This window comes from Vibrio superstes, from assembly GCF_003569005.1.
Lineage (GTDB): Bacteria > Pseudomonadota > Gammaproteobacteria > Enterobacterales > Vibrionaceae > Vibrio > Vibrio superstes.
In genome coordinates this window covers 768,717-788,859 of sequence record NZ_BCUR01000004.1, presented here as the reverse complement: position 1 = coordinate 788,859, position 20,143 = coordinate 768,717, and the positions used below count along the sequence as shown (strand labels likewise).

General features: G+C 43.1%; 15 protein-coding genes. 2 read left to right on the top strand and 13 right to left on the bottom strand.

Translation table 11 applies throughout. The annotated features are described in order from the left end of the window. Positions 1-235: 235 nt before the first annotated feature. The 6 genes from D5I41_RS11665 to D5I41_RS11640 form a co-directional block, all read right to left on the bottom strand. On the bottom strand, positions 236-607 hold the full coding sequence (locus D5I41_RS11665) for a DUF2799 domain-containing protein (RefSeq protein WP_017027453.1): 372 nt from the start codon (positions 605-607) through the stop codon (positions 236-238). A 103-nt stretch (positions 608-710) separates the two neighbouring features. Continuing rightward, complete coding sequence (locus tag D5I41_RS11660; protein ID WP_119009919.1) at positions 711-1,334, bottom strand: YccT family protein; 624 nt, start codon at positions 1,332-1,334, stop codon at positions 711-713. Between the two features lie 64 nt (positions 1,335-1,398). Beyond that, positions 1,399-2,520, bottom strand: coding sequence for a porin (locus D5I41_RS11655; RefSeq protein WP_119009918.1), 1,122 nt, complete (start codon positions 2,518-2,520; stop codon positions 1,399-1,401). Positions 2,521-3,961: 1,441 nt separating this feature from the next. After that, positions 3,962-6,616, bottom strand: coding sequence for a beta-N-acetylhexosaminidase (locus D5I41_RS11650; RefSeq protein WP_119009917.1), 2,655 nt, complete (start codon positions 6,614-6,616; stop codon positions 3,962-3,964). A gap of 662 nt (positions 6,617-7,278) precedes the next feature. Further along, complete coding sequence (locus D5I41_RS11645; RefSeq protein WP_119009916.1) at positions 7,279-8,982, bottom strand: solute:sodium symporter family transporter; 1,704 nt, start codon at positions 8,980-8,982, stop codon at positions 7,279-7,281. Positions 8,983-9,062: 80 nt separating this feature from the next. Further along, complete coding sequence (locus tag D5I41_RS11640) at positions 9,063-11,165, bottom strand: alpha-galactosidase (RefSeq protein WP_119009915.1); 2,103 nt, start codon at positions 11,163-11,165, stop codon at positions 9,063-9,065. A gap of 250 nt (positions 11,166-11,415) precedes the next feature. Between D5I41_RS11640 and D5I41_RS11635 the strand changes: the two genes are divergently transcribed. Further along, positions 11,416-12,495 (top strand): LacI family DNA-binding transcriptional regulator, encoded by a 1,080-nt coding sequence (locus D5I41_RS11635; RefSeq protein ID WP_119009914.1) that lies wholly within the window; start codon positions 11,416-11,418, stop codon positions 12,493-12,495. A gap of 161 nt (positions 12,496-12,656) precedes the next feature. Here the strand turns inward: D5I41_RS11635 and D5I41_RS11630 are convergent, their stop codons facing one another. From D5I41_RS11630 to galE, 4 genes are all read right to left on the bottom strand, one after another. Next, positions 12,657-13,142, bottom strand: coding sequence for a VOC family protein (locus tag D5I41_RS11630; protein ID WP_119009913.1), 486 nt, complete (start codon positions 13,140-13,142; stop codon positions 12,657-12,659). Positions 13,143-13,342: 200 nt separating this feature from the next. Continuing rightward, positions 13,343-14,509: a galactokinase gene (galK, locus tag D5I41_RS11625; protein WP_119009912.1), complete on the bottom strand. Its 1,167-nt coding sequence runs from the start codon at positions 14,507-14,509 to the stop codon at positions 13,343-13,345. 76 nt (positions 14,510-14,585) lie between these two features. Continuing rightward, positions 14,586-15,638: a UDP-glucose--hexose-1-phosphate uridylyltransferase gene (locus D5I41_RS11620; RefSeq protein WP_119009911.1), complete on the bottom strand. Its 1,053-nt coding sequence runs from the start codon at positions 15,636-15,638 to the stop codon at positions 14,586-14,588. 11 nt (positions 15,639-15,649) lie between these two features. Then, a complete protein-coding gene (gene galE / locus D5I41_RS11615) occupies positions 15,650-16,663 on the bottom strand; it encodes a UDP-glucose 4-epimerase GalE (RefSeq protein ID WP_119011500.1) in 1,014 nt (337 codons plus the stop codon). Between the two features lie 268 nt (positions 16,664-16,931). On the opposite strand from galE, the gene catB reads away from it, so the two are divergent. Beyond that, complete coding sequence (catB, locus tag D5I41_RS11610) at positions 16,932-17,567, top strand: type B chloramphenicol O-acetyltransferase (protein ID WP_119009910.1); 636 nt, start codon at positions 16,932-16,934, stop codon at positions 17,565-17,567. Between the two features lie 36 nt (positions 17,568-17,603). Here catB and D5I41_RS11605 read toward each other — a convergent pair whose 3' ends face one another. The 3 genes from D5I41_RS11605 to D5I41_RS11595 all read right to left on the bottom strand — a co-directional run bounded on the left by D5I41_RS11605 (position 17,604) and on the right by D5I41_RS11595 (position 20,113). Next, positions 17,604-18,644 carry a potassium channel family protein gene (locus D5I41_RS11605; protein ID WP_119009909.1) on the bottom strand — a complete coding sequence of 347 codons (1,041 nt, stop codon included), beginning with the start codon at positions 18,642-18,644 and terminating at the stop codon, positions 17,604-17,606. Between the two features lie 43 nt (positions 18,645-18,687). Beyond that, a complete protein-coding gene (locus D5I41_RS11600) occupies positions 18,688-19,248 on the bottom strand; it encodes an outer membrane beta-barrel protein (RefSeq protein ID WP_119009908.1) in 561 nt (186 codons plus the stop codon). 223 nt (positions 19,249-19,471) lie between these two features. Further along, on the bottom strand, positions 19,472-20,113 hold the full coding sequence (locus D5I41_RS11595) for a helix-turn-helix transcriptional regulator (RefSeq protein ID WP_119009907.1): 642 nt from the start codon (positions 20,111-20,113) through the stop codon (positions 19,472-19,474). Positions 20,114-20,143 lie beyond the last annotated feature (30 nt).

The window sequence follows — 20,143 nt, the reverse complement described above, 5'->3', positions numbered from 1 at the left end:
TGGATAGGTTGAGTGGGACTTGAATCAAAGTAGATTTAGATAAATTGAAGCAACAATCTGGACAAAAACAGAAAAAAGTGACGAAAGTCACGCAAAGTGGCCGTACTTTTACTGCTTATAAAAATTGATAGGGTGTTAGATTGGATAGAAATACAGAGTATTTTCACGGGAAAAATAAAGCCCCTAGATACTCAACATGAAAAGTACCAAGGAGCCTTAAAAATTTGAGGTAACGTTAAGGGTAATAGCCTTCGCTATCACTAAATATGTATCTTTCGTAACCTAATTTCATCTGCTCAGCGATCAATGCTTCTTCCGGGAGTCCGCTGCATTGCCCTTTATATCTATTGCCCCACGTTCCGTACTCGTACGCTTGAACTGGGTTACAAAACTTCTGCTTACCTTGTTCAAAGCCAGCAAGGTATTCGGTGTATTCACCCTCTTTCACCATATCAAGGTCAAAGCGTTGCTCTAGATTGGCAGTGGTTTGCATCGGCAACCCTTTAGCACCTTGCTTATACCCGATCTCTTGCCAAGAAGAGTTAGATGGCGTCGCTGCACATGCTGTCAATAGACTGGCAAATACAGCGGTTAATAGTAATCTCATAAGTTCCTCTCTCAATCACCAAAGTGATGTCTACCCATTGACCACCCTCTATACGGTAGAAAGAGAAACTGCAGATTAAATTTCAGACGAGAAAGAACTTTTTCTATTTAAGATTCTGCATCGCCCATTGCATGAACTGCTGTTGCTCATCTCGAGAAAGATTAGAGAACTGAGCCTTAATGCCCTCAGATACCTCAGTGCCATCAGTGGTTGGTGCTGCAGAAACCGCTGCAACTGCCGTTGCTGAAGTTGTGCCACTATTGACTAATTTATTGTACGAAACCACTTGTTTTTCATAGTCGTTGAAGCCTTGAAAACCACTTTTTGGTAACACCACTAATTCAAAGTCTATTGCCTCACCCGAACCATCTGTCAAAGTAAACTCTGGAGATTTATCGAACTTATTGGCTTCTTCCATTGTTCGCATCTTTTTGTAAGATAACTGGTAACTGTCTTCATCGTCAGCTTTAAACGTCATCAGCATCAGGCTTGAATCAAATTTACGACGTTTAGCGTCTTCAAATACAATTTGACCGACAGTTACGCCAATTTGGTTACTACCTGCAGCGATTTTAATTTGGTCAATATCGGTAAAGATACCGTTATCGACCGCTTTATTATTAACGACCTGAGGAACTATCTCAGTTTGAAAAGAAAGCAAGCTGTCAGCAAATGCGGTAGAGCTGATTAAAAGGCCAGTCACCAGGGCTAAACAAGACTTTTTCATAAAAATAATTCCTATAAATTTAAATACAAAAAGGGCGCGAGGCGCCCTTATTAAATTGACTGAATTAGAAGTAGTATTCAACACCTACTGAGAATTCCATGAAGTCATCAGACTTCCAACGAAGGTCTGTACTATCCGTTGCAACAACTTTATCACCAAAGTCTAGAGTACGTGCACGTGCGTACAGAACAGCTGATGGGTCAACAAAGTACAGAATCTGACCAGAGATTACGTTATCGTCTGAGTTGTCGATAGTTTGTCCATCACGCTCAAGCTCGAAGTTCATTGCATAAGCTAGCTTGTACTGCCAATCACCCGTGGTGTAGATAAGGCCTGTAGACATAGCGCCTTGTGTCTCATCTGTGCCTTGATCTGTAGAGGCTTCCATGTGTTTGTACTGAGCAAAGAATGAAATACCATTCTCAAACCATGCTTGAATGCCAGCTAGGTAAGTATCGTTCGTCCACACTGCACCTTCCGATTTGAAGTTATCATTTCGCTCATACGCTAGGTCAAATTGGAAAGGCCCCACGTTGTAGTGCGCAGCACCGCCAAACCAGTAATCATCACCTGCACCAAGTGCAGCCTCATCACCCGCACCAACCGCTAGGTCAAAAGATAACGCATCAAAATATTTGGGAGTATCCCAGCGGATCGTGTTTGATTGACGGTCTTGGTATTTTGCACCACCAATTGAACCACCCCAGTCGTATACATCACCCAAACCAGGGTTAGATGCTGGCCAGTCAATCAGTTCGTAAATAGGAGTCAAAACACGACCTAAACGAACTTGACCCATGCCTTCACTTTCAAAACCAACGAAGGTATCACGCTCACCAAGACCAGCACCTGAACCGCCAAAGCTTGGATCTACATAACCACCTTCAATTTGCCACAAGAATGTTGGACCAAAGTTCTTGAATTGCTTCTTGCCACGAAAACCAATACGGGACTCGTTGTTCAACTGCATGCCACTTAAGTTGTCGTCTGTAGCTGAATCACCACTATCGTAATCACGGTATGCTGCTTGCAAAGCGATGATGCCGTATACCTCATATGAAAAATCACTCTTTGTTAAAAATTTTTCTGCGGCATTCTCACCTTGGATACCCGCAGCTAGTGCTGCGCCACTTAGTGAAAGACTGGATAACGCGACCGCTACTAAAGACTTTTTGAACAGAGACATGAAGGAACCCCTTGTATTTTATAAATTATTTTATTTGAGTAATCAGCACTTCCGGTGCCGTTTTTGTTTACTGGGATAATTCTTGCAGATTTTTTCAAACACGAAATAAGTGTGAGGGATTTGTTTGAGCAAGTTCACTATCAAAAAACCTAAAGATAATTAACTCAATACTTTCAGTAGGTTATGTAACGTCAAAATCGTCAAATTCAATCAATAAAGAAAAAAGTCGTCACAATAAGACGACTTTCAGCTCTGAATTACGAGGAAAAGTTGAAGTGGGTCATACTGGATTTAGATTTCAATTTACAGAAGTTCAAAATAATCACAGGAAATGTGATCTAAGTTTAAGCTAAGCAATTGAAAGAACTGCATATAGAGATTACAAACCTCCCGTTAAATCATTTTTAACGGCAAACCACACAATCTAAATTAAGAATGTGAATTAAGTTGAGTATATTGGTAGGGATGTGAAGGTAAAAATAGGCGTACTTTCGCTCAAGAAAGCTTAATAAAAGAGAGTGGTTATAAGATTTGGCCAAGAACTGCAGCGGATACTCTCTCGCTCAGCTTTGTTTTGAAGTAATGATCCCTGAGCTTGAGCTGCATTGCGGGGTGTAAAAATAGTAGATACTCGATAGGAACGCTCGAGTATGACGAGTTTCGGTGAATTTTGTACTTGGGCCAGCAAACATCTCTTAGAGTCCCTATCGGAGATCTCGGAATGACATTGTGGGATACCAACAATGGTAGATGCTAGATAAGAGCGCTCGAGTATGACGGGTTTCGGGGAGTTTTGTACTTGGGTCGCACACATACCTTAGAGCCCCTATCGGAGATCTCGAAGTGATATTGTGGGATACCAACAATAGTAGATACTCGATAGGAGCACTCGAGTATGATGGGGTTCGGTGAATTTTGTACTTGGGTCGCACATATATCTTAAAGCCCCTATCTGAGATCTCGGCGTGGCATTGTGGGATACCAACAATAGCAGATACTCGATAGGAGCACTCGAGTATGACGGGTTTTGGTGAGTTTTGTACTTGGGCCAGCAAGCATCTATTAGAGTCCCTAGATTGTGAATTTCGAATTCATATCAATGCTTTAGCTAAATCAGTATTTCTAGACTCTGTCATCCCCGAGTGGTTTTCTGGGCCGGCATTCCGGTCGGGGATCTAAACACCCCATAAGATTGCCGATAAGAGACTCCAGCAATAACGTGTCTTATGTTAATTGTGTAGAAAGGAAAGAGTAGACAGGGCTAATGCAGGATGTCCCCCCCTTAAGTCGCTAGAGACTAAAAACAACAGCCACTGCAAGTGGCGACTGATGGCTAGCATCACTATTGGCATTGAATCTCAAATATGCGTACTTAATTCGAGGCAAAAAAAGGGCCAGCATCTAGTGCTGGCCAAGAGGAAATAAACAAACCCTACGTAGTTTACTTAACTTGTGTTACTCGACTCTCCCTTTCACCGCTAGCGGATACTGATTTAATCCATACGTCACCAGAAACTGATGGACGTTGCTCGTCTTGATAGGTCACCCAGTTTTCACCATCTACTGAGTATTGCAGTTCTACACCTGGAAATTGAACGTTCATAGCAAGCTTGCCATCAACAACCTCAGCTCCTGGTACTGGCAAACGGTAATCAATGCCCGCTTTTTCAAGCTTAGCCAATTCACGTTGACCCATTACATTGGCAAAACGAGTCCAATCTGCAAGAAGTGCATCTTTATCTACAAGATCAGTTTCTAGAGAGTACTCAACGCCTGCTTGGTATTCATTTTCCCAGCTAGCTGCGTGCCATGCACGCTCAGCAGCGGCAACTACACGTGGGAATACCATGTACTCGTACTGCTCATCAGTGCGTACAGTTTCAGACCAAAGTTGAGCTGACAAACCAAGGAATGGTTTCTTAGCTTCAACTTCACCTTTGGCCGTAAATCCGTTGCCATCGCGGTCGACAGAAGTTTCGGCGTTTTGAGGCATGTTTTCTGGTGCAAAAGCAAACATCTTACGTGTATCAGTTGCTCGCGTTGCCCAGTAGTAGCCGCGCTCCTTAGCATCAACTTCGTATGGGAAATCCATGTAGACATAATCAGGGTTCGATGCAATTACATCATAGCCTTTGTTTGCCCACTCATAGATGCTAGCAGCACCGCCCCAGTACAATGTTTCCCAGAAGTTAACACGGGTTGTTTCTGTCGCGAAAGACTGTGCGCCTTCAGCTGACTTCAAACCATCTTCCCAAGCTTGGAAGTTTGCAATACCGTTCTTTGCAACCAGCTTAGACACTTCTTCTGCAAAGTGACTTGGAAGGTGTCCGAAGTCACTCACAGTGCCGTCAGCAACCAATGCCTGACATTGTGGCGATTGCTCAAATGGCATATCTTGTTTGTCTAGCTCAATATTACCTTTCCATGCTACTTTTTCTTCAGCAGAAAGATCTTGGAAGCCAGCACCTAGTTTGATGTTCTTCGCTTCATCACCACCGAAGTGCCAAGTAGTTAACGGTGCGCCTGCTTCCGCGTGCATTGCTGCAACCTCAGAGATCACTTTATCTACAAAGCGAGCTGATGAGTCCATACATGGATTGATAAAGCTGTGCTTATCGTAAAACTGGATTGTGGTTACGTTTGATGTATCTTGTGGATCGGTCAAACGGTACTCGTTGGCAGCTTGTTCATCACCAGCTTCACTAAGTCGGTTGTAACGAGCTTCCATTGACATAACCGCAGCTCTTGCGTGAGCTGGCATGTCAATTTCAGGAATAACTTCTACATTATTTGCTTTAGCGAAACGTAAGATTTCGATGTAGTCAGCACGGCTAAAGAAGCCAGAACCATTGTTATCTGAATATGGACCAGAACCTAGTTGAGGCATTAGACACGTTTCTTCTTCCATATCAAAACAACGTTTTGAACCAATGTCTGTCAACTCAGGAAGACCTGGGATCTCAAGTCTCCAACCTTCATCATCGCTCAAGTGAAGGTGTAGCTTATTCATCTTGTATGCAGATAACTGCTCAATGGTCGCAAGAATAGCTTCTTTTGAGTGGAAGTTACGACCCACATCAACCATAACACCACGGTAATCAAAACGCGGCGCATCTTTAATCATTAACTGTGGTAATTCTGTTGGGTTTTGGATATCTACTAGCGCATACACTGATTGCATTGCATAGAATGCGCCAGCTTGGTCGAACGCTTTAATTGCGATACCTTTATCATTTATATCTAGAGTATACGCACCCGTTTTTGCGAATTCTTTATCAAACTCAGTAGGTGCAATAGCGACACTAACTGGCGTTTCGCCCTCTAGGTTAACACCTAGTAATTTAGCGCGTTCTTGAAGAGCACCCAGTTGATCCGCTTCAAAAGCCGTTCCTTCGAGTTTCAATCCTTTAGAGATATCAATTGAACCCTCGCCAACTTGGGTAAGGGAAGGAGAAGGAATGATTGCAGCTGTTACGTCTTCGCGTGCCACGTCACTGTTCTTATCAAAACGCGAAGCCGCTGTAGCAATGATGTTGTTATCACCACTGTGACGCTTAAGGTTGTCACCTTCTAAACCGCTAACAAAACTTGAAACATCTTCAGTATCTAAAGAAACGATTTTCTTTGGTTCAGCGCCATCAGCAGTCACAAATGCGCCAGGGAAGAAATCAGTTTCAAATAACTGCCAGTATTCGCTAGTCAGCAATATTTCCGTTTTCTCACCAGCTTCAAAACCATCAAATTTATCTGTTGGTTCTAATTTATGTAGGTCGCCTGTTACACGAGTGATTTTGAATTGATCGCTATCAATCTCAAGAACTAAACGAATGCTATGGAAATAAATAGCCCAGTCTTTTGAATCAACAGCTTCACCCTCGTTAACCAAAGTCATTTTAACTTGGTTACATGAAGCCCATTCTGCACCTAAGTCCTGACATTTTAAGCCATCTTCAGCACCATGATTGGTCATTACTTGGTATTTAATATCCAGATTGTTAGCGAGTTGGTCCACTGTAGTCTGTGATGAATCCTGCATTGAAGAACACCCAGCCAGTACCGTTATTACAGAGGTAGCAATCAAACTCTTTTTCAACATGATAAGTCCCTATTGGTATTTTAATTTTTCTAAATCAGCTAATGAGTAGGTCTGCATATAATCTAAAACGAGTTAATTCGCATTGCAAATTTAGTGAATCAAGGACAAATATGAGTAAAACCCGAAATAAATACATATTAAGTCATTGTTTTATAATGATTAAATATTCATTAGCACTTTAATGATCACTCAAAAACTAGGCTGTGTTGAGGTATTTTTATATTGAAAGTGTGATTATCACCACTGCTCGTCAAAAACGTCAAAATGGTGTTTTTTTAGATCTTAACGACGATTGTTGTTTTTCTGCTCAGCGCGCGAAACAACCAGTAACAGACAAGCTTAGATTGAGGTAGGTCAAGCTAGAGACTAAGCATAGAAGGGGTTCTAGATGTGATTAGTAGAAAGGAACAAGAACTCACTTTATAAATATTACGCTGATAGCTGCCCTTATCGCTGTATTATTCAGCCATAAAAATGGCATACACCTTACTCAAGAAGACAGCAATGTGATCACCAACTAATTTTCCAACTAAAAATAACATACTTGATATTTAAAGCATTTAAAGCGTCCAGCAAAAAGCCCCTGCTTTATCCATACATTGTGTAATGAAGGCTAAAGCAAGGGCTTTTAAAACTTATCTATGTGGCTTTATTTTACGCCGCTAGGCACATGCCACTGCTTTGTTTTTTGCCTTACGTCTTAGTAAGCGGAAGGCGATTCCTGCAAGCATAACCAATCCACAGAATCCATAGACTTGCATTACTGTTGGGTCATTAGAAACAAAGCCGACATCAGAGAACATCACATAAGCACCTAGAACCATGTATAAGATAATGGCTGACGCCTCAAAGCGAAATGCCCATGGTGTAACATCAATATTCTCATTGATTGGCATCACATACTCGGTCTCACGAGGCATAAAGTGACCAATGATGAACATCAGAGCCGTACACACGACAAACAAGATAGCCAATTGGTGTAGGAAGTGAATCGGTGTATCAAACACTAGCTGCATTGCCGCGTAAGACAATACGAATACTGTCAAAGCAATCTTGGCTGCAATAGCAGGTACACGCTTAGAGATGTATCCCACAAACACAATGGTAAAGATAGGCACACTAAAGAAGCCCGCAACCATTTGTAGGTATTGAAACAAGCCTTCTGGTGCATACATGATGAAAGGTGCAATACATACAGAAATTATCGCAATAATCACACCAAAGATACGGCCCTTACTCACCAACTCTTCATCAGTCTTTCCTTTACCAAATAAAGGCTTATACACATTAAGAGCAAATAAGGTGGTTGAGCTGTTCAATACACCATTGAAGGTACTTAGGATGGCACCAAACATCACCGCAACAAAAAAGCCGACCAGTGGTTTAGGCAGAACCTCATTAACCAAACGTGTGTACATGGTATCTGGGTTACCCGCATCTGCTCCAAAGATATGGAATGCGATAATTCCAGGGATGATAAGAAATAGAGGTGAAATAACCTTAATCGCGCCCGCAAGTATAACGCCCTTCTGACCTTCTTTTAGATTCTTTGCACCAAGAGCACGTTGAATAATAGACTGATCAGTACCCCAGTAGTAAAGGTTCACCAGCAACAAACCCGTAAATAGCGTCGAGAACGGCAGTGGATCCGTTGAAGTACCCACAGACTGCAGCTTCTCAGGAGCGGCTGTTAGCAAAGTATCCAATCCTGCACCGAAGCTACCGCCACCTAATACCATAAGTCCAAATACCGGGATCATTAGGCCGCCAATAATCAGGCCAACACCATTGATAGTATCAGCGATAACGACCGCCTTTAAACCACCATAGATCGCATAGAAGAAACCCAGTAGTCCTATGGTCGCCGCAATCAGAGCGATAGAACTGAATTCAGAGATGCCCAATAGAGCCTGAACGTCAAAGATTTCACCCAGTACCACAGCACCTGCATAAAGAGTTGTCGGCAAAATGTTGATCACGTACTGACAAAGGAAAAGTAGCGTAACAAACTTCTTCACAGAAAGGTCGTAGCGACTTTCCAAAAAATCAGGAATGGTGGTAATACCTTGCTTCAAGTAGCGTGGCACGAGCATCAAAGCGATGATAACGAGTGTCACACCAGAGGCCACTTCCCACCCCATAACACTCATGTTGTGGGTGTAAGCTTGTGCGCTCATACCAACAAAACTTGTTGCACTGAGGTTAGTCAAAATAAGTGAACTCGCAATCAAGCCACCGGTTAGGCTTCTTCCGCCAAGAAAGAAACCGTCTTGTGAGGTGTTCTTGTCATTCTTTACTTTGTTATAGGTGTAAGCCACCACAAACCCAGTAAACAGAAAGAACGATAGTAATACCGTTATAGACATTTTGTTTTCCTTTATTTGTTATTTTTTATTCGGCAGCAATACCTCGCTGCCGGTAGTGTTTTACAGAGGTTTTTTCGTTATTAGATTTTTTGTAGGTGCACAATCAGAGCGGATTCTGGATCGAGAATAGGCAGTGTTATCCCTATTTCTTTCAGATTATCGCCGCTGAGAGTCAGTGTTTTGTCCAGCCATTTAGGACGTTGCTTCATCAACTGAAAACTGATCTGTGGCATCTCTACCAATTTCACTTGGTATTTGGCGTCAGTATCAGTGCAGCTAATGCGAAGAGGTGATGGAAGCGCATGATCTGGCATGGCTAACTGACAAACTGTTATCAACATTTCATCATCGCTTTCAACACCGTAGATGTTCTGATTTTTGTCCGCAGGGTCGATACGGAAACTGCGACCACTGTGCAGCAAGTGGCGATATTTCTTATGCAGAGCAATGTAGCGAGAGAAGGCTTCTATTTCTTCTTGAGGCTCTTTTACAGGGTCAAGCTCAACCCCCATATGACCACCGAGAGCGGTTACGCCGCGCATATTAATATGATGACGTCGATTGGTTGAGTGGCACTCATCAGGACCGATATGAGCCCCCATTACTTCAGGAGGGAAAAAGTAGCTCATACCCTTTTGGATCGCTTGGCGCTCTAATGCATCGTTACAGTCAGAAGCCCAAAATCGTTGCGTACGCTTTAGAATCTCAAAATCAATTCGACCACCACCCGACGAACAAGACTCTATTTCAACATCAGGATGCGCTTTGTTTAACTCATCAACTAAGTGATACAGTGCCATTGTTTGGCCGTGAACCGCAGGGCGACCTTGATGTCCAGGTTGAACAAGTTCGCGGTTCATATCCCACTTAAGGTAAGTGATGTTATAACGGGTCAGTAGATCATTAAGGCGCTCAAATAAGTAGTTAAAGCAACCTTCATTTTGCAGATCCAGAACGTACTGCCAACGACCTGATGGCTGATGATACCCTTGCAGACCTAACACCCATTCTGGATGATTACGATACAGGTTAGAGTCTTGGCTCACCATTTCAGGCTCAACCCAAAGACCAAATTCCATACCCTTTTCATTTACATGCGCAATTACTGGCTCTAGACCATTTGGATATTTCACTTCATCTAGGTACCAATCACCAAGAGCGGCGCGCTCACCATCGCGGCCAATAAACCAACCATCATCAATGATAAAGCGCTCCACTCCCATCTCTGCGGCTTCACTTGCCATCTGCATGATGTATTCAGGCTTGTGGTCAAAGTAAATGCCTTCCCAGGTATTAAGGTGCACAGGACGAGGCTTATCTACCGGGAACTTAACGATGTTCTGGCGCACAAACTTCTGAAAACGCTGCGAAATACCATTGAGACCAGAATTGCTGTAACAGCCATAAAGCCAAGGGCTTTGATAGCATTCGTCCGTATCCAAGATAGATTCACCCGCTAGAAGTAACTCTCCAGCCTGAACAAATCGACGACCATCACTACGAACGTCTGCACGCATCTGATGGTTACCACTCCAACCTAAATGGAAACCCCACACCTGACCGTTCTGTTCGCTAAAACCATTGCTACCCACAAACAGCCCAGGAAAATTCTCATGTGAAGTACGGCCACGACGGTTCTCTTGCATAAATCCACCATGCTCAAAACGTTGACGCTGAGTTTGGAATTCATGACACCAGCGACCATGAAAGGTCATTAGTTCGTTGGCATGGTTTGGCAATGGAAGCGTTGATGAAAGCTTACCCAAGTAGTAACGGCTGTCTCCCAAGTTCTTCAGCGAGGTGCGTTTTTTAAGTACATCAGAGTCAAAATCCAGCTCAAGGTCAATGGTAAGCTCCAGCTTTGCCACATCATCACGAAGCGTGAACTCAACAGCATTTCTACTTTGGTTGGTCGCAACCAAATTAAATACTGGTGCCCAGTCCAATCCATCCCGATGCCCCTCAATACCAGGAGCATTGAAATGGCCACTGCCCAACTCAGGACACAGTGATAGTGGAACATCGACATCCAAGCGCGCTTGAGAAATTGGACGCTCAGTAGACAACAATAGATCCTCATCGATCTGAGCGATCTTTGTACCCCAATGCAGCACTTCAGGGACTCGATCTGTCTTAATGATCAAGCTGTGATTTTTACTTTGTAGATGAATAAATTCGTTCATAGCAAACCAACATTGTTTTCGTAAACATTAATTACATTTAATATTGATGAAAAATCGTAACATTGATATTAATCACTAAGGTAAATGTGATCCAGAAAGGCTATAAAGAGAGCAAAATCAAACACAGATCAACTGTTTTCGAGAACATTAATTGATGTTTTTTACGACATTTTGAAGCGAAGCAGAGTTCTCCTTATCTGATTTTTGTAAGATAAAGACCTAAACAGAAAATCAGCTGAGGAAACGCAGAGTGAGTGTCACCTTTAAAGATGTAGCAAAACTTGCGGGTGTTTCGACACAAACCGTATCTAGAGTCACTAATGGATCAGAAAATGTCGCAGAAAGTACTCGCCAAAAGGTAAATCTGGCAATCAAGCAACTCGGCTACGTTCCCAACAAGGGAGCACAAATGCTCAGCCGCGCCAAATCCACCAGCATTGGCTTGATCACTCTTGATATGGCTTTGCACGGTGCGGCGCTTATTGCCAACGGGGTGCGTATGAAAGCTCATGAGTTGCATTTCGGTACGGCTTTCTCAGTGGTTTCCAACCCAACACTAGAAAACATTCAACAATCCATTAGAGAGTTAATCTCCCAACAGGTGGAGTGTGTGATTCTAAATGTCCCCTTAACCTCAGACGATGCCGTCCAACTTGTTGAACAATTTCAAAGCCTGCACCTGATTTTCATCGATGTACCAGACGGGACACCCGTACACTTTGTCCATGGCGAGCATGCTGACGGTGCGGCACAGTCCGTACACCATCTATTGGAAGGTAACAGAGAGCAATTCTTGTTGATCACAGGACCGAGCAAATCCAGTGCTTCTAAGATTCGACAAGAAAGTTGGCTCCGTACGCTGAGTGACGTAAATAAGTCGATGGTTTTTCAATATCAAGGAGACTGGCAGGCTCAAAGTGGGTACCTTGCCGTTCGAGAAGCGATAGCAAAACAAAAGAGCTTTGATGCCATATTGGTTGCCAATGACCAGATGGCCTTGGGAGCACTGCGAGCCCTAAACGAAATGAACATCGAGGTTCCCCAGCAAGTGGCTGTCGTTGGATTTGATGGTATCGCAGACAGTGGTTACTTCAACCCTCCCCTAACCACGGTGAAGCAGGACTTTACTGAAATTGGACAACAAGCCGTGATTCTCGCCATCGAATTAAAAAATCACGACCCTCTCATTGAGCACCCACTGAAACAAGTTCGTATTCCTGTAGACCTCATAAAGCGTGAGAGCAGCAAACCAAAAATAAAAACTCACTATCAAAAGCAACAAATACAAGATCTACTTCGCCAAGTTGAGGCGTTACTTCCGGATCAGTAAAATAGTTGCGCTGTACGCTTATTTACACATCGGAGTGAGCACTAGGGTCTGTTGACCTATTCAGAGAGAAGAAGGTACTGAACTAATGTCATTTAATCTTCGTCAAAACCAAAAAAGGATTGGCAATAGCCAATCCTTTTTCATTTCACTCACTATCTCGATTAAGAGTAATCAGAAGCGTAAGTTTCTTCGTAAGTGTGCGAGTAAAGCTCAAACAAGTTGCCAAACGGGTCTTCTAGGTACACCATTTTCTGTGGCTTGCTGTCATCTTCTGGGTGGTAGCGCATGATGTCCATACGAACCTTACCGCCGTATTGTTCTGTGCGAGCGATAGCACCTTCAAAGTCATCAGTTTGTAGACAGAAGTGGAAGATACCTAGGCGAGAGAAGTCAACTTCGTGACGCTGTTGGCGCTCTTTCATTTCGAACATCTCTACACCAATGCCGTCAGAGGTGACAAGGTGTGCAATGTTAAAGCCTTTAAAGCCTTCGCCGAATACTGCGATACACATACGGCCAATAGCAGTTTCGCGCTCTTCAATAACCTTAGTGTTGTTCATTACGATATTAAGACCCAGCGCTTTAGTGTAAAACTCAACTGCTTTGTCCATATCACCAACCATGATACCTACGTGATTCATCTTCATAATCTGCTCCAATCTCTTAGTCATTTGTTTCGTGTTTTGCCTCGATGGAGAGAGTATATGACGAAGTTGGCATTACTAGAAATTATTAAGTTTTATTTAAATGATAACGTTTCACTATGAAAATAAACACTCTACCCGACCGCCTTTTTTTCCATCAAATGTTTTCAACAAATTTTCAGCTAGAGTGTTTAGAGCTAAAATCAAGAGGTTGCTAGTTCGACTAAGCATGCACCTTGCTTGGCTTGGCAGACGTAGATTGACTCTTTAAGGCCTGTTGCCGCTTCATATTGTTGCTCAACGCAAGACTTTACTTCTCTTACTAGGCTAGGTGGCACTAGTGCGACAATGCAACCGCCAAAGCCACCACCTGTCATGCGAACACCACCAGCACTGCCCACGACATTTTTAACAATCTCCACTAGGGTATCGACTTCGTTAACGGTGATTTCAAAATCATCTCGCATAGACGCATGCGACTCAGCCATTAGCTCCCCCATGCGCTTCATATCACCCGCAATAAGTGCGTCAGTGGCCTCTAGTGTGCGATTGTTTTCGGTAATAACGTGGCGAGCACGTTTAAATACTACTTCGTCGAGCTCGGAGGCTTTACCTTCAAGTTGATCGATCGTTACGTCACGTAAAGCCTTAACTGCGAAAATACGAGCCGCCTCTTCACACTGTTCACGGCGAGTATTGTACTCACTATCAACAAGCCCCCGCTTCTTATTAGAGTTGATAATAACCACTGACATGTCTTCGGGCATTGATACACTTTTCGTTTCCAGACTCCGGCAATCTAACAACATAGCGTGATTTTCACGGCCTTCTGCAGAGATCATTTGATCCATAATGCCGCAGTTACAGCCCACGAATTCATTCTCAGCCTGCTGACCATTGAGAGCAATCTCAGCCTGGCTGATCTCTAATTGATAAAGCTCCTTAAAGGTTTGACCTATAACCACTTCCAGTGCTGCCGATGAACTTAGCCCAGCACCTTGCGGCACATTACCCGTTACCGAAATATCGGCGCCTTTAAACTTAAAACCTCGGCCCAATAAACACTTCACCACGCCTCGGATATAGTTAGCCCACATTTTGTCTTGTTGGAATACAATCTCTTGGGTGATATCAAATTCATCTACAGCATTGTCATAGTCAACAGATATCACACGAACGATATTGTCATCACGTTTAGCTGCAGCAACCATGGTTTGGTAGTTGATAGCGCAAGGAAGAACAAAACCGTCATTGTAATCAGTATGCTCACCAATCAGGTTCACGCGACCCGGAGCTTGAATAATATGAGTTGGTTTGTAGTTAAGTACCTGTTCGAAAGAGGCTTTCACGTTTTGAATAAGTTCAGACATAGGATTTTTCTCTAATTTTTATTGTTGCAAGCAACTGCTCTAAACCTGTTTGAATCAGTCGCTTTTTCTAGGGTTATTATTGTTCTTTGTAATGCACATCACTGAGGTCACGCAGACGCTGTGCAGCCTGCTCTGCGGTGAGATCGCGCTGGCTTTCCGCAAGCATCTCATAACCCACCATAAACTTACGCACAGTGGCACTGCGCAGTAACGGCGGATAAAACAAAGCATGTAACTGCCAATGCTCTATGTCCGTTCCCTCTTCAAAGAAAGGGGCATAATGCCAGCCCATAGAATAAGGAAATGAACACTGAAACAAGTTATCGTAACGGCTTGTGAGCTTCTTGAGCGCTACAGCAAGATCATCACGCTGCTCGTCGGTTAGTTCGCTCATTCGGCGAATGTGTGTTTTTGGCAAAAGCATAGTTTCAAAAGGCCATGCCGCCCAGTAAGGCACTACAGCAATCCAATGTTCACTCTCAACAACAGTACGAGATCCATCTTTTATTTCGGCTTCAACGTAATCCACCAGCAGGTTTGAGCCTTGTTGCTGGTAATACTCTTTCAAGTGTTTTTCCTTACGCTCAATCTCATTGGGTAAGAAGCTGTTCGCCCAAATTTGACCATGTGGGTGTGGCTGTGAACAGCCCATTGTTTCACCCTTGTTTTCAAAGGCCTGTACCCATAAATAGTCTTTACCCAGCTCTTCAATCTGCTCATTCCAAGTATCAATTACGCCCCTGATTTTATGCGTAGGTAATTCGGGTAGCGTCTTACTGTGATCTGGAGAGAAACAGATAACTCGGCTTAGGCCTCTGACCCCTTGGGTCTTAAACAAGGGGTTATCCGATTGTGGTGCATCAGGGGAGTCAGGCATCAAGGCAGCAAAATCATTACTAAATACATAAGTGCCATCATAATCAGGGTTTTCATCCCCTGAAATACGAGTATTGGTTGGACACAAAAAGCACTCTTTATCGTAGCTAGGCAACTCTTGTGTCGATGGTTTCTCATCCTGACCACTCCAAGGGCGCTTTGCACGGTGTGGTGAAACTAATATCCACTGCCCTGTTAATGGGTTATAGCGACGATGAGGGTGGTCTACTGGGTTAAATTCAATGTTTGACATAATTGTTCTCTTTATTCGTAACCTTGAGGATTGCACGATTGCCAGTTCCAGGTATCAGCGGTCATCGCTTCTACACTGCGACTTGCCTTCCAACCCAATTCTTGCTGCGCCTTTTGCGTGCTTGCCCAACACTCAGCAATATCTCCCTGGCGACGAGGACAGATTTCATACGGCACAGGTTTACCGCACGCTTTAGCAAATGCTTCAACCATTTCCAATACGCTTGAACCCCTGCCGGTACCTAAGTTATAGATATGCAAGCCTGCTTCTTTGCCAACTGCTTTTAATGCGGCTATATGTCCATCAGCAAGATCCATAACGTGAATATAATCGCGAACACCTGTGCCATCTGGCGTTGGGTAATCATCACCAAATACCGCTAATTTTTCTCGGCGTCCAACTGCAACTTGGGCAATAAACGGCATCAGGTTATTAGGGATCCCTTGGGGGTCTTCCCCCATACTCCCTGTTGGATGAGCACCGACAGGATTGAAGTAGCGCAACAGGGTAATGCTCCAATCATTCTCTGCATCAAACAGATCCGATAAACACTGCTCTACCATGTATTTACTGCGGCCGTAAGGATTGGTCGTTGCGCCAGTCGGAGAGTCTTCGGTGATCGGGACGATCTCAGGGTCACCATATACAGTAGCGGAAGAACTAAATACTAAGCTCGTCACCCCTGCTTTCCTCATACAGCGACACAGCACCAACGAACCATTAACGTTGTTATCGTAATACTCAAGAGGTTTTGCCACTGATTCACCCACCGCCTTTAAGCCAGCAAAATGAATAACAGCTGCGATGTCATGTTGTGAAAACACACTACCTAAAAAGGATTCGTCTCGGATATCCCCAAGATGAAATTTTGGTTTTGTCCCAGTCAAAGCCTCAATGCGTAGCAGAACCTCTTCTTTTGCATTGCAAAGGTTATCTACGATGATAGGTTCCATACCTGCCTCTAGCATTTGCACGCAAGTATGACTTCCTATATATCCCAAACCACCTGTAACGAGTACTTTCACAATAACCTCTCTGTACATTAAATTGCTCAACTGCCAATCAGTTTAGCAATCAATTACAGGATCGATCCGTGATCAAACTCAAAGAGTGTAAACGTTTCCACAAAAAAGAAAAAAACCTCCCCGTAAGGATTAATCCATTGTAATAGATAAGGCACAGATTAAATGTAAACGTTATCATCAGTGGTTTATCTATGATGCCATCTTTAAGGTGTTGAAAGTTCTGATTTTACACAGTACTTTTAATCAATCAGTTTAAGAGAGCGACCAGATGACCCATTTTTTTGAAAGCCCGTTCATGGGGAAAACACTCAAAGAGCAAGTTACTAACCCCAATATCATTGTCGGTAAACACAGTTATTACTCTGGCTATTACCATAAACACAGCTTTGATGACTGCGCTCGTTACTTACTTCCTGATAGAGATGACGTGGACAAATTGATCATCGGCAGCTATTGCTCGATCGGTTCAGGAGCCGTGTTTATGATGGCCGGCAATCAAGGTCATCAGAATCAGTGGGCCAGTACATTTCCCTTTTTCTATCAAGATGATGACAACTTTATGGATGCCAAAGATGGCTTTGAGCGCTCAGGTGATACTGTCATTGGCAATGATGTCTGGATTGGTACTGAAGCGATGATCATGAGTGGTGTCAGAGTTGGCGATGGTGCCATCATTGCGAGTCGCGCCGTGGTAACCAAAGATGTAGAGCCCTATTCCATTGTAGGTGCGAACCCAGCAAAACATATCCGTTATCGCTTTAACGAACATCAGCGTACTCAACTTATCGAGATGAAATGGTGGGAATGGAGCGAATTACATATCAAAGAAGCTATGAAATTACTTTGCTCCTCTGATATTGAAGGCCTATACGCCTATTGGAAAGAGAACATAACAAACGAGTAGCACAAGTTGCCTCAATGTAATGGCCTTGGTCATTCTTTACTTAGGCCAGCTTGAAAACTCGACTCTCTCATCAGCAATGTAGAATAAAATCTCTCCGCTTTTAATCACGGTATTGAGCTTCTGATTTATATTGACCTCTCCAGTCGAATTACGACTGCCAATAATCGTTGCTTCGAAATTCTGTTTGAAATCTAGAAATACTTTTTCCAACTCAAAATCAGGTACCCCCTCAGGCACCGCTATACTGTATTGAGTTTGCCCTTTGTGGGCTGATACCAACTCGCTGTGGACAAAGCTACTACCAAAATCTATCACCGATTTGGCGAGTAATTCAGTAGAGAGGTTTGATATACATTCGGCATTTGGATAATGTGCTGACAGGATCTGACATTTCACATCATCCTTAAAGTGGGCAACTAGGTGGGCATCAGGGTTCAATCTAGCCACAAACAAAGAAATGGTTAATGTCATTTCATCAGTATCTGTATCGACAACCAAGCACGACGCTTTATCTATGTTCGCTCGCTTTAAATCATCTTCTTCAGTAAAACTATGTGCATTGATAAATTCAACATCATCACCGAGTGGGTTTTGTTGTTCTTGGACACTGATAAGAACAATTTTACGCTGCCTTTCTTCTCGCTTTAGCATTTGCACTAAATGTGGCGTTCTGTCGCGATTGTAGCCAATAATCACAATATGGTTAGTAAAATTCACGTTGTGTTTCCCTTTAAATTGACGAAACCAGAACGTCGAAAACGCACTGATGACCTTGCCGATAATGACACCAAATAAACCTAACGATAGAGGTATAACAAAAAAGGCAGTGAATAGGCGGCCATTGGGCGTAGAAGGAGACATGTCACCATATCCAACGGTTGAACCAGTGACGGCAAGGAAGTAAATAAAATCAACAAGCTGATCAGTGAGTGCATGCTCTCCAAGCACTCGATAGCCCAAATAAACTAAAATTGAGTATGCAAATACCAAAAGCAATGCGTTGGTTCTAGCTAACACCAACGCGTATCTCGAAAGGTATTTATCCCACCAAATAAGTAATCGTTGTTTAAGTATCACTCGTCATTCCATTTCTCGAATTACACCGCAATTTGGGGCATTGTTAGAACCAGTGGTAAGTGGCTGAAATACCATAGTAGTTAATATCTGGACCACCAATATCGTTATACCATGTGTACTCAACGGCGCCAGACCAGTTTTTATGAAATTGATATTCAAGCCCAACACCTAAGTGCGGAGTCCAGCCTTGATCGTCTTCAAAAACATTCTCACCATTGGCGCTCCACTCGTAAGCCTGAAAACCTATCTTGCCAAAGATAGAAAGACGTTCAACCATTTCATAAGAGCCCTTCGCTGTCAGATCAAGCGTTTTAGCATCATAACTACCCGGTACATCCTTAAGTTCCACTTCGCCCAGATCATGATATCCCAGCTCAAAAGCTAGCCATGGCAGAACTTGAACACCAAAAAAAGCTCCCCACGCAAATGGAGAGTCATCCACATCTGTGACACTTGTTACACCTGAGCCTAAATCACCATAGTTCGCAGACCCTAGTTTGATTCCACCGTAAAAATGAGAAAACGTAATATTGTCAGAATCCTCGGCCAATGAAGGAAACGAAACAGCGATTAGTAGCGGGATTGTGAGAGCGTTTTTAATCATTCGCTAATGTCCTTACAAGCTCAAAAGTAATCTTGATACTGATACACCCAATACTAGACCTTGATTATGATGAAATAGAGAAACACGATAGTAAATGTAGCCAATCTGAAGAGATTGATTGAAAAGTGTGACCGACGTAATGCAACAGAAGACTATACGCCTATATATAATAAGAATATGAAATTAAAGGATATTGTCTATTTTAATGAGAAGGGACTTGTGGCTATTTCGTTAGCGAGTAGTCATTCATACGTGCATACTTGATTGCATCATGGCGCGAATGAACATTTAACTTTTTGTACAGCTTGTAGATGTGACTTTTTACTGTGCTCTCTGAGAGAAACAATCGCGTCGCTATCTGCTGGTTCGAAATGCCATAAGCCAATAACTCTAAAATTTGCTTTTCTCTAGAGGTTAAATCCGAATCGTGTGGCTCCGAAGAGAGATCTGAGCAACGATAGTTCGATACTAATCGCTCCATATAGGGCCTAGGTAGCCAAAGGCCTCCATTGAAGATGTACTCAATGCTTTCATTGATGTGCTCAACTATCGCATTTTTAAGGAGCACTCCTTTTAGCAACTTCCAACGCAGAAGTTCTTCATCCAGTGGCGTGGCAGGAACGTTGTGCACAATAAGAGGCCAACTTAACATGTCAAAGTCGGGTAAAAGTTGTTTGTTGTCGATATCACGCAAGTAACTGTGCTCTATCAAAACCAGGTCAGTTACGAGAGTTTGACTGTTGATAATGGCTTCTTCAGGCAGGCAAGTATGTACATTCAGGTTTGTATTGGCAGAAAGCTGCTTTTCTATAAGGCTAGTTTGCAGATTTTTTTCCGCAAGGATCAACAAAGTTCGCGTGTTCATGACTAGTATTTTTTAGTGGCTCACACTACA